The 11,293-nt window shown below is 61.5% G+C and carries 10 protein-coding genes; all 10 read left to right on the top strand.

All coding sequences use genetic code 11. The features are described 5' to 3' along the window. The first annotated feature begins 66 nt into the window (after positions 1-66). A complete protein-coding gene (cbiE, locus tag AB7M22_RS30140; protein ID WP_454188684.1) occupies positions 67-1,278 on the top strand; it encodes a precorrin-6y C5,15-methyltransferase (decarboxylating) subunit CbiE in 1,212 nt (403 codons plus the stop codon). Next, positions 1,271-2,368 (top strand): cobalt-precorrin-5B (C(1))-methyltransferase, encoded by a 1,098-nt coding sequence (locus AB7M22_RS30135; protein ID WP_454188683.1) that lies wholly within the window; start codon positions 1,271-1,273, stop codon positions 2,366-2,368. Before cbiE ends, AB7M22_RS30135 begins: the two co-directional genes overlap by 8 nt. Beyond that, positions 2,365-3,078 (top strand): cobalt-precorrin-6A reductase, encoded by a 714-nt coding sequence (locus AB7M22_RS30130; protein ID WP_454188682.1) that lies wholly within the window; start codon positions 2,365-2,367, stop codon positions 3,076-3,078. The genes AB7M22_RS30135 and AB7M22_RS30130 overlap by 4 nt, the downstream gene beginning before the upstream one ends. 251 nt (positions 3,079-3,329) lie before the next feature. After that, positions 3,330-3,641, top strand: a complete 312-nt coding sequence (locus AB7M22_RS30125; RefSeq protein WP_454188681.1) for a hypothetical protein — start codon at positions 3,330-3,332, stop codon at positions 3,639-3,641. A gap of 49 nt (positions 3,642-3,690) precedes the next feature. Next, a complete protein-coding gene (locus tag AB7M22_RS30120) occupies positions 3,691-4,089 on the top strand; it encodes a DUF2946 domain-containing protein (protein WP_454188680.1) in 399 nt (132 codons plus the stop codon). A gap of 48 nt (positions 4,090-4,137) precedes the next feature. Then, positions 4,138-4,617, top strand: coding sequence for a copper chaperone PCu(A)C (locus AB7M22_RS30115; protein WP_454188679.1), 480 nt, complete (start codon positions 4,138-4,140; stop codon positions 4,615-4,617). A 21-nt stretch (positions 4,618-4,638) separates the two neighbouring features. After that, on the top strand, positions 4,639-5,088 hold the full coding sequence (locus tag AB7M22_RS30110) for a DUF2946 domain-containing protein (protein WP_454188678.1): 450 nt from the start codon (positions 4,639-4,641) through the stop codon (positions 5,086-5,088). A 264-nt stretch (positions 5,089-5,352) separates the two neighbouring features. Further along, entirely contained in the window at positions 5,353-7,470 is a 2,118-nt protein-coding gene (locus AB7M22_RS30105) for a TonB-dependent copper receptor (protein WP_454188677.1), read from the top strand. 146 nt (positions 7,471-7,616) lie between these two features. Further along, on the top strand, positions 7,617-8,996 hold the full coding sequence (locus tag AB7M22_RS30100; RefSeq protein WP_454188676.1) for a PepSY-associated TM helix domain-containing protein: 1,380 nt from the start codon (positions 7,617-7,619) through the stop codon (positions 8,994-8,996). A gap of 150 nt (positions 8,997-9,146) precedes the next feature. After that, entirely contained in the window at positions 9,147-11,267 is a 2,121-nt protein-coding gene (locus AB7M22_RS30095) for a TonB-dependent receptor (protein WP_454188675.1), read from the top strand. Positions 11,268-11,293: the final 26 nt, after the last annotated feature.

Here is an 11,293-nt window from a genome sequence, read left to right as displayed (position 1 = left end):
GTCCGACGGCATGAAAAGCCTGCCCGTCGGAACAGTCCGTTTGTGGACTTTTTTTGAGGACGGCAGATGTCACCCTGGCTGACAGTAGTAGGTATCGGTGAAGACGGCTTCAAGGGCCTGGGCAAAAACGCCCGGCGCGCCCTGCTGGGCGCCTCGCGGATCTTCGGCGGCCAGCGGCAACTGGATTTGTTGCCCGTGTGCATTCGCGGCGAACGCCAGCTCTGGCCCAGCCCGTTTTCCCTTGAACCATTGCTGGCACTGCGGGGCGAGCCGATCTGTGTGCTGGCCAGCGGCGACCCGATGTTCTTTGGCGTCGGCGCCAGCCTGGCGCGGCAACTGCCCGGCGCAGAGATGCTGGTCCTGCCTGCCCCGTCCTCCGTGTCACTGGCGGCCGCTCGCCTGGGCTGGCCGTTGCAGGATGTGGTGACGCTTTCGGTAGTCGCCCGCCCCATCGCCGCGCTCAACGCCCATCTGTTCAGTGGTGTGCGCTTGCTGGTGTTGAGCAACGACGGCCAGAGTCCGGCGGCGATCGCGGCGCTGCTGCGTGATCGCGGTTTCGGCCCGAGTCGCCTCACCGTGCTGGAACATCTGGGCGGCGACGCCGAACGACGCATCGAGGGTGCTGCCAACGACTGGAGCGAGCCGGCAACCGCCGATCTGAACCTGATCGCCATCGAATGCATCGCCGAACCTAATACGCCACGCCTGTCGCGACTGGCCGGCCTGCAGGACTCCGCCTTCCAGCACGACGGCCAACTGACCAAGCGAGATGTGCGCGCCATTACCCTCGCGCGCCTCGCCCCGATCCCCGGCGAACTGCTGTGGGACGTCGGCGCTGGCAGCGGTTCGATCGGCATCGAGTGGATGCGCGCTCATCCGAGCTGCCGGGCGCTGGCCATTGAAGCAGATGAAGGGCGGCAGTTGCTGATCGAACACAACCGCGATGCCTTGGGCGTCCCCGGTCTGCAATTGATTCGCGGCAGCGCGCCCCAAGCCCTGACCGGACTCGAACGCCCGGACGCGATTTTCATCGGTGGCGGTGTCACCCGCGAAGGCGTGCTCGATACTTGCTGGGCGCAACTCAAACCCGGCGGTCGACTGGTGGCCAACGCCGTCACCCTGCAAAGCGAAGTGACCCTGATGGCCTGGCGCGAACGGCATGGCGGTGAACTGACCCGCATCCACGTCGCTCAGGCGCAACCGCTGGGCGAGTTCGACACCTGGCGTCAGGCGCTACCGATTACCTTGCTAGACGTGACGAAACCCCTCGATGCGTGACGAAACCGCCGAACAACCCGCACCACTGCGCAGCGGCCTGACCACTGGCAGCTGCGCCACCGCCACCAGTCTCGCCGCGGCACGCCTGCTGCTCAGTGGCGTGGAAGCAGACGCTGTCGAGATCATTCTGCCCAAAGGCAAACGGGTGCAGATGCGCCTGGAATTCTGCCGGTTGATGAACGACGGCGCCGAAGCCGGAACGATCAAAGACGCCGGCGACGACCCGGACGTGACCCACGGCGCCCTGCTCTTTTCCCAGGTGCGCCTGCACAGTGAGCCGGGCATTCGCTTCAGTGCCGGCCGTGGCGTTGGCACCGTCACCCGGCCCGGGCTGGTGCTGAACGTCGGCGAACCGGCGATCAACCCGGTGCCGCGCAAGATGATCACCGACCACCTGACGTTGCTGGCCGAGGAACTGGATTATCCGGGTGGCTTCGAGGTCACGGTAAACGTCGAGGACGGTGAAGCGCTGGCGCTAAAAACCATGAACCCGCGATTGGGGATTCTCGGCGGCTTGTCGATTCTCGGCACCAGCGGCATCGTCCGGCCCTTCTCCTGCGCGGCCTACATCGCCTCAATCCACCAGGGCATCGACGTCGCCAAAACCAATGGCTACCCGCATATCGCCGCGTGCACCGGCAACGCCAGCGAAGACACCATGCGTCGGGTCTACGACTTGCCGGAAATCGCCCTGATCGAAATGGGCGACTTCGTCGGCGCGGTACTCAAGCACTTGCGCAAAGTGCCTGTGGATAAACTCAGCCTCTGCGGCGGCTTCGGCAAAATCAGCAAACTGGCGGCCGGGCACATGGATCTGCACAGTCGGCATTCAAGCATCGACCTGCCGCAACTGGCCGAATGGGCCGCGGCGGTCGGCGCCGATGAGGCATTGCAACAGGCGATCCGCGAAGCCAATACCAGTCAGCAGGCGTTAGCGATGGCCAGCGCTGCCGGGATCGCCCTCGGTGACGCGGTGTGTCAGCACGCTCTGGACTTTGCCCGCAGCGTGGTGCCAGCGCAGGTTCAGGTCGAAGTATTCGCCATCGATCGCCAGGGCGGGATTGTCGGCCATGCGGGAGTTTTTCAATGAAGCGTGTGTTGTTGCTCGGCGGCGTCACGGAGGCCCTGGCCATCGCCCGAACCCTGGGGCCGGAACACATCTATAGCCTGGCCGGTATCGGTCGCGTGCCGACGGATCTGAACTGCCAGGTTCGGGTTGGCGGCTATGGCGGCGCTGAAGGTCTGGCGCAGTTCATTCGGGATGAAGGCATTGACCTGCTGCTGGATGCGACCCATCCCTACGCAGCGCAAATCAGTCAGAACGCCGCCACCGCTGCGCAATTGTGCGATATCCCATGCTGGGCCCTGCGACGCCCGGCCTGGCAACCACAAGCCGGGGATGACTGGCGCGAAGTCAGCGACTGGGCCGAGTTGATCGAAGCGCTGAAACCCTTCCGCCGCCCGCTGTTTACCCTTGGTCGCGAGCCATTGCAGCACCTGCACGAAATCCCGCTGGAGCAATTCTGGACGTTGCGTGCACTGGACGTTTATCCCGGCAACGAACGCTGCGAAGTGATTGGCGCGCGCGGGCCGTTCCTGATCGAGGATGAACGCGAGCTGTTCGAGCGTCGGCAGATTGATGTGCTGATCAGCAAGAACAGCGGCAGCACCGCCACCGAGCCGAAATTGGAAGTGGCGCGGGAACGTGGAGTACCGGTGCTGGTGTTGAAGCGGCCGGTGTTGCCGAGGGTTGAGCGGGAGTTTTGTTCGGTCGTACAGGTATTGGAAGCGCTGAAGTAATTAACTTTTACTGGCCCCAAAAGATCGCAGCCTTCGGCAGCTCCTACAGGAATACGCATTCCAACTGTAGGAGCTGCCGAAGGCTGCGATCTTGGCGATAGCGAACACACTGGAAGGATCTCGGTGACGAACTAATTCCTACAAGTTGAGCAGACCGAACTCACGTCCCCCTCAAAAGTGGCTGACTGGTTGAGCCCGAATTCCAAGCCTATATTCCTGAGCATCCGCTAACGCTTAGCTCAGAGGCCCCGATGTCTGAAAAATTCACACGCTTCGATATCGCTGAGTTTCTCCTGACACCTGCCGACTTGTGGAACTACATCAAGGCCTGCGAAGAGGAAGACCCAGGCGATGGGAGCCTCAATCGTGTGGCGTTCAGAGATGTCAAACACACAATCCGGGCAAGGATTCAAAGCGACGCTCAATTCGCTCAGGCATTAAGAATCGAAGTCGCTACACTCTTTCAAAACGGCGAGGCTGAGCTCGCACGTCGGCTGCTCGACATGCTGACTGAAGCACTGCGACACCACACCGCACGCGGCCTTTTTACTTATCGCCCCTGATCAGGCTAAATAGCCGCGCCTGATCGCCCACTCAACCGGATCTGTCCTCATGTCCCGACAACGGCTCGCATTTGCCTGGATCGCCTGCTTTGCAGTGCTGTTCAACATGCTCGCCATGCCGATGTCCGGAGCGATGGCGCAGACGGCGAAATCGCCTGCAGAGCAATTGCTGTGGGGCAGTTTCTGCTCTTCCAACGGCACCAGGCTGGTGGCGATTTCCCTGGGCGACATCGAGCAGAAAGCTCCGCAGAGCGACGATCATTCCAACATGCAGCATTGCTGGTGCTGCTCGGGCTCTGCGCCATTGGTGGCGTTGCCGGGGCATGCGCCGCAGTTGTATTTTGCGCGTTTCGAGGCCAATCGAAGCCTGCCGCCTGCCACGCTCGACACCCCTACACCGCGCCAGCAATGGCCGAGTCTCAACCCCCGTGCGTCCCCTCTGGTGTGATTCCTTCTCGCAATTGACCTGCGTTTTGAATCGTTCTGGAGAACTGCCATGTTGAACAAACTCATCGTTCTGGCTGTATTGCTGCTGCCTGCCTGTTTTGCCAATGCTCACGAATACAAGGCTGGCGAGCTTGAGATCGCCCATCCATGGTCGCAAGAGTTGCCGCCCAACGCGCCCACCGTCGCGGCGTATTTCGTGATTCACAACAACGGCAAAACCGCCGACCGACTGTTGAGCGTCGACTCGCCGATCGCAGGCGTTGCCGAGTTGCACGAGCACGTGATGCAAAACGACCTGATGAAAATGCAGCAGGTGCCCAGCGTCGAGGTTCCGGCTGGCGGCGAAGCCACTTTCGCCCCGATGGCGTATCACGTGATGCTGCTGGAGCTGAAAGACCGCAGCCTGTTGAGCGACGGCAAGCGCTTCCCGCTGACGATGCACTTCGAAAAATCCGGCGATGTGACAGTCGATGTCACGGTGCAGAAAAAGGCGCCGGACGGCATGCAAGAGCATATGCACGCCCAGTAATCGCCGACGTTGAAAACGCCCATGCGCCCGCTTGGCACCAAGTCATCCATGCACCGCCGTCAGCCAATGAGCCTGACGCGTGGCAGCTGGATCAGCCTGTTCGCCATGCTGATGATCTTTATCGGCCCGCTGATTTCTCAGTCGATGCCGATGGATCAACGCGCCTCGGCGTTGATGAAAGTATCCATGAGCATGTCGATGGACATGCCCATGGACATGTCGGCCATGGAGCATGGCGCGCAACCCGCCGCCGAGCACTGCCCACCCAAAGCCGACCATCACGCACTCTGGGAAAAATGCGGCTATTGCAGCCTGCTGTTCAATTGCCCGGCGCTCACTGGCGGTCAGTCCTTCGTTGCATTCGACACACCCAAAGCCACCACCTTCACCACCCCCTCCACCCGCCTGGGCCACGCCCGGCAAACCTTCTTCCCCGGCGCCCGCACCCGAGCTCCACCCATCGTCGCGTAAACACCCACCTCCGATCTCACACGGTCCGCAAGATGGCCATAGCAACCTGTGGGAGCGAGTTGTGTGGTGAGAGGGCTTACCCCCGTTGGGTCGCGAAGCGGCCCCAAAACCTGCAATCGCCGTGTATCAGGTACACCGCGTGCAACGTTTTGCGACTGCTACGCAGCCGAACGGGGGCGAGCCCCCTCGCCACAGGAACTCGCTCCCACAGAGATTGCGCAGGCTGCCGGCCGTGTCGTTTACGACTGTTCGATGGAAATTGTCATGTCCAGGTTTTCTGCTGACACACGTTTGGGCGCTGCCCAGGCTTCTTTTGCCCTGAACGAATCCCGCGTTCGTTTCAGGCACGCCACGGCCGTTCTTTGCGGCTTGTTGCTGGCACCGATGGTGCTGGCCGATGAACACGCCGACCACACCGAAGAACTGAGCCCGACGGTGATCACCGCCATTGCGCCGAGTTCGCCGCTGACCATCGTCACCAACCCCAAGGACCCGCGACAACCCGTGCCGGCCAGCGACGGTGGCGACTATCTGAAAACCATCCCCGGCTTCGCGTTGGTGCGCAACGGTGGCACCAACGGCGATCCGGTGCTGCGCGGCATGTTTGGCTCACGACTGAATATCCTCACCAACGGCAGCATGATGCTCGGCGCCTGCCCCGGCCGGATGGACGCGCCGACTTCGTATATCTCACCGGAAACCTACGACAAACTCACCGTGATCAAAGGCCCGCAAACTGTGCTCTGGGGCCCCGGCGCATCGGCCGGCACCATCCTGTTCGACCGTGAGCCGGAAAGCTTCGGCGAACTCGGCACCCGGGTGAACGCCAGCGTTCTGGCCGGTTCCAACGGCCGCTTCGACAAAGTGGTGGACGCCGCTGCCGGTGGGCCGCTGGGTTACGTGCGAGTGATCGGCAACACCGCGCATTCCGACGATTACAAGGACGGCAACAACGACACCGTACCCTCGCGCTATGACAAGTGGAACGGCGACGTCGCTGTCGGCTGGACTCCGAGCGCCGACACGCTGCTGGAACTGACCGCCGGCAAGGGCGATGGCGAAGCCCGTTACGCCGGCCGCGGCATGGACGGTTCGCAGTTCTTGCGCGAAAGCCTGGGCCTGCGCTTCGAGCAGTCAAACATCGGTGAGGTACTGGATAAGGTCGAGGCGCAGGTCTACTACAACTACGCCGACCACGTGATGGACAACTACACCCTGCGCACGCCGTCCGGCACTGGGATGATGGCCGGCCCCATGGCCTCCAACGTCGACCGTCGAACCCTCGGCGCGCGGATCAAAGCCACTTGGCGCTGGGCCGATGTGCAACTGATCAGCGGCCTGGATGCGCAGACCAACGAACACCGCCAACGCAGCGCGATGGGCGTCGACGCCTACAAGGATGTGCCGCGCAACAAGGACGCTGACTTCCACAACTACGGCGTGTTCAGCGAACTGACCTGGTACGCCGCCGACCGTGATCGGTTGATCACCGGTGCACGCCTGGATCGCGCGTCGGCCAAGGATTATCGGCAGACCATTGGCTCCGGGATGATGGCCCGCCCGAACCCGACCGCCGACGACACCCGCGCCGACACCTTGCCCAGCGGTTTCGTCCGTTACGAACATGACCTGGCCGACAGCCCGACCACGTTGTATGCGGGCCTCGGTCACGCCCAGCGTTTCCCGGATTACTGGGAGCTGTTTTCGCCCAAGTCCGGCCCCGCCGGTTCGGTGAATGCGTTCGACTCGATCAAACCGGAGAAAACCACCCAGCTCGACTTCGGCCTGCAATACAAGACCGAAGACCTCGAAGCCTGGGCCTCGGGTTACGTCGGGCAAGTGCGTGACTACATCCTGTTCAACTACACGCCGGGGATGATGGGCATGACCTCGCAAGCGGAGAACATCGACGCGCGCATCATGGGCGGCGAACTCGGTGCGGCCTACAAGCTGACGGCCAACTGGAAGGCCGACGCGACCCTGGCCTACGCCTGGGGCAAGAACAGCAGCGACGGCAGCGCCCTGCCGCAGATGCCACCGCTGGATGCCCGTTTCGGCCTGACCTACAGCGAAGACAATTGGAGTGCCGGTGCACTGTGGAGGGTGGTTGCGGCGCAAAACCGTATCGACCAGAACAAGGGCAACGTGGTTGGCAAAGACTTCGACACGAGCTCGGGGTTCGGCGTGTTCTCGCTCAACGGCGCGTACCGGATCAACAAGAACTGGAAGGTCAGCAGTGGCGTCGACAACCTCTTTAACAAGGCTTACGCCGAACACTTGAACCTGGCCGGCAACGCCGGTTTTGGCTTCCCGGCCAATGATCCTCAAGCCATCAACGAACCGGGGCGCACGCTCTGGACCAAGGTGGATATGAGCTTTTAAGAGCTTCGCGGGCAAGCCTCGCTCCTACAGGGATCGCGTCGTTTAATTGATCGACACAAAACCTGTAGGAGCGAGGCTTGCCCGCGAACGACTGCGCAGCAGTCACCAGACAACAACAAAAGACCCAAGCCTAGCGGAGCACACAAATGAAACACCCCAAACCGAATTTCTACAACCTGGCCTGGCGCTGGCATTTCTATGCCGGCCTGTTCGTCGCGCCATTCATGGTGATGCTGGCCCTGACCGGCATCATCTACCTGTTCAAACCGCAACTCGATCCGTTGATGTACGGCAGCCTGCTGAACGTCCCGGCCGCTCATCACACAGTCTCCGCCGATGACCTGCTCAAACGGGTGAAAGAGGCGTACCCACAAGGTCAGATCAAACAGTACCTGCCGCCGGTCAACGCTGAACGCAGTGCGCAATTTGTGGTGATCAACGAAGGTCATGAACTGAACGTGTTCATCGATCCGTACCACGGCGACATCCTTGGCGAGCAAGACGCGAAGAAGAATCTGCAAGCAGTCGCGCGCTCGATTCACGGCGAGTTGATGATCGGCACCGTCGGTGATCGATTGGTGGAACTGGCCGCCGGCTGGGGCGTGGTGCTGGTGGTCTCCGGGGTATTTTTGTGGTGGCCGCGCGGCCAGTTCGCCGGGATTCTCTGGCCACGCTTGAACAGTCGTGGTCGGGTGCTCTGGCGTGACCTGCACGCGGTGACCGGGTTCTGGGGCGCGGCATTGCTGCTGGTGATGCTGCTCAGCGGCATGACCTGGACCGGGTTCTGGGGCAAGCAATACGCCGATCTCTGGAACCGCTTCCCGGTAGCCATGTGGAATGACGTGCCGAAGTCCGACGTCGAGGCCCGCAGCCTCAACAGCGCCACACGCCAGACCGTGCCGTGGGCCATGGAAAACACGCCGATGCCGATGTCCGGCGACCACGCTGAACACATGGCTCACACCGGCACTAAAGCCGGCCCGGCCGCGCCGACCATCAGCCTGCAAGATGTGCAAAACATCGCCGTGCAGCGCAAGGTCGAACCCGGCTACAGCATCACCTTCCCCACCACGGCCACCGGCGTGTTCACCATCGCCTTGTTCGCCGACGACCCGCGCAACGACGCCACCCTGCATATCGATCAGTACACCGGCGACGTCCTCGCCGACGTACGCTGGCAGCATTACAGCAACGTCGCCAGGGCCACGGAAGTCGGCGTGATGCTGCACGAAGGCAAGATGTTCGGCCCGTTCAATCAGATCGTCGTGCTGCTGATCTGCCTGATGATTTTGCTCAGCGCCGTCAGCGGCGTAGTGATCTGGTGGAAACGCCGGCCACAGGGCAAGGTCGGTGTACCGCCGTTGCGTCACGACCTGCCGAAATGGAAAACCGCGATGGTCATCATGTTCGGGCTGGCGGTGATGTTTCCGTTGGTGGGAGCTTCGTTGATTGTGGTGTGGGTGTTGGATCGTGTGCTGCTGTCGCGTTTGAGCCGGCAAACTGAATCCACTTCAGCTTCATCATGAAGCAGGCGAGATGCGCAGGATAGAGGGATCTGTAGACTTCCGGCGCTTATCTCCCGGTCATTTTTAGTGTTACTGTATAACGCAAATGTACCGCCTTGCCCGCAGCCGGATGCTGCGGGTTTTCTTTTGAAGAAGTGACTCACCGCCTCGATGAACAAGTACCTCTTGTCCGGCCTCTGCCTGCTCGCGATGAATAACAGCGCCCAAGCGCAGCCGCTGACTCTGCCGACCGGCACCATCACCGCACCGGCCTTTGACGACGACACCGTCAGCCTGAACACCCCGACCACCGCCGGTTCGCGCCTTGATCTGACGTCGCTGGAAACCCCGGCCAGTGTCGAAAGCCTGACCGGCGAGCAGGTCCGCTCGCGTGGTGATCGCAGCGTCCAGGACGCGGTGTCGCGCAGCACCGGGATCAGCCGCACCGGTACGCCCGGCGATGGCGGCACGTCGTTGTCGGCGCGGGGTTTTACCGGGCAGGGTTCGGTGATGCAGTTGTTCGACCGCAACCGGATGTACACCGGCATGGGCACCGTGACCTTCCCGGTCGACACCTGGTCGGTGGAGCGGGTCGATGTGCTGCGCGGCCCGGCGTCGGTGCTGTATGGCGAAGGCGCGACTGGCGCAGTGGTCAATGTGATCCCGAAAAAGCCCTTTGAAGGCGAGATCGAAAACCACGTTCGCCTCGGTTACGGTTCCTACGACAGCCAGCAGCAGGCCTTCGACAGTGGCGGTTCGTTGAGCGATACGTTGAGCTACCGCTTGAACCTCAATCGCCTGCGCAGCAACGGTTGGGTCGACCGTGGAGATTCATCCAGCGACTTCATCAGTGCCGCCCTGCGCTGGCAGGCGACGGACGATTTGGCGTTCACCCTTGCCCATGATTACGGCGATCAGAAGCCGATGAATTATTTCGGCACGCCGCTGATCAACGGGCGCTTCAAAGAGAGCCTGCGAGACAAGAACTACAACGTCAGCAACGACAAGCAGCACTACAACGATCAATGGACGCGCCTGACCAGCGACTGGCAGATTTGCGAGAACATCAGTTCGAGCAACGAACTCTATTACCTCAAGGCCCAACGTCGCTGGCAGAACGCCGAGAACTACAACTTCGACCGCGACACCCAACAACTCAGCCGTAGCGGGTATTTCGGCATCGGCCACAAGCAGGAACAGGTCGGCGACCGTCAAACCTTCACCTTCAAACACTCGCTGTTCGGCCTCGACAGCCAGACCGTGACCGGCGTCGATTACAACCGCATCCGCTTCCAGCTCGACAGTAACTCGCCATTCACTGACGTCTTGCCCGATGGCCAACCGGTCGACCTGTATCACCCGCAACGCGGCAACTTTGAAAGTGCCGACCCGTACCGCGATCAGTTCCAGTCCACCACCAGGCAAATGTCGGCCTTCGCCGAGAACCGCACACAGCTGAGCGAACGCTGGTCCCTGGTGACCGGTGTGCGCCGCGATTATGTGCACGTGGACCGCGACAACCTGGTCGATGGCAGCCAGAGCGACAAGACCCTGACCGGCAACAACTGGAAGGCCGGCCTGGTGTTTGCCGTGACCCCGGACACCTCGTTCTACGGCCAGTACGCCACCAGCACCGATGGTGTCGGCGGTTTGATTTCCCTGAGCCCGAGCCAGCAGCAATATGACCTGGCCACCGCCAGGCAGACCGAAATCGGTGTGAAGCAGATGTTCTGGGACCAACGCGGCGAATGGACCCTGGCGGCCTATCGCATCGTCAAAAAGAAACTGCTGACCGATGACCCAGGCAATCCGACGCTCAAGCAACAGGTCGGCCAGCAATCGTCCAACGGGCTGGAAGCCAGCCTCGATCTGCAACTGCCGCATGCCTGGCAGTTACAGGCCAACGCCGCCATCGTCAAAGCCAAATACGATGACTTCGAAGAGGTGGTCAGTGGTGTACCAGTGTCGCGCAACGGCAATCGCCCGGTGGACGTGCCACGGCGCACGGCGAATCTGTGGCTGAGCAAAGCGATCAACGATGACCTGAAAGCCGGGGCCGGTGTGCGCTATGTCGATGCGCGTTACGCAGACATGGCCAACCAGAATGAGCTGCCGAGCTACACCGTGGTCGATGCCACGTTGTCATGGAAGGCGCTGCGAAATACGACGCTGGGGTTGCAGGTGAGTAATCTGTTTGACCGCCAGTACGCGCAAAGCCAATACAATGAGGGGCAGCAATGGATCCTCGGCGAACCGCGATCGTTTTTTGTCACGGCTGACTATCAGTTTTGAAGCATCGGGCCTCTTCGCGGGCAAGC

The organism is Pseudomonas sp. ADAK2 TE3594 (assembly GCF_053628675.1).
This window is presented reverse-complemented; position numbering and strand designations above follow the sequence as displayed.

Bases quoted from the DNA above. Each gene is read 5' to 3' on its own strand.
- cbiE (WP_454188684.1), top strand. From the start codon at position 67: ATGTCACCCTGGCTGACAGTAGTAGGTATCGGTGAAGACGGCTTCAAG.
- AB7M22_RS30135 (WP_454188683.1), top strand. From the start codon at position 1,271: ATGCGTGACGAAACCGCCGAACAACCCGCACCACTGCGCAGCGGCCTG.
- AB7M22_RS30130 (WP_454188682.1), top strand. From the start codon at position 2,365: ATGAAGCGTGTGTTGTTGCTCGGCGGCGTCACGGAGGCCCTGGCCATC.
- AB7M22_RS30125 (WP_454188681.1), top strand. From the start codon at position 3,330: ATGTCTGAAAAATTCACACGCTTCGATATCGCTGAGTTTCTCCTGACA.
- AB7M22_RS30120 (WP_454188680.1), top strand. From the start codon at position 3,691: ATGTCCCGACAACGGCTCGCATTTGCCTGGATCGCCTGCTTTGCAGTG.
- AB7M22_RS30115 (WP_454188679.1), top strand. From the start codon at position 4,138: ATGTTGAACAAACTCATCGTTCTGGCTGTATTGCTGCTGCCTGCCTGT.
- AB7M22_RS30110 (WP_454188678.1), top strand. From the start codon at position 4,639: ATGCGCCCGCTTGGCACCAAGTCATCCATGCACCGCCGTCAGCCAATG.
- AB7M22_RS30105 (WP_454188677.1), top strand. From the start codon at position 5,353: ATGTCCAGGTTTTCTGCTGACACACGTTTGGGCGCTGCCCAGGCTTCT.
- AB7M22_RS30100 (WP_454188676.1), top strand. From the start codon at position 7,617: ATGAAACACCCCAAACCGAATTTCTACAACCTGGCCTGGCGCTGGCAT.
- AB7M22_RS30095 (WP_454188675.1), top strand. From the start codon at position 9,147: ATGAACAAGTACCTCTTGTCCGGCCTCTGCCTGCTCGCGATGAATAAC.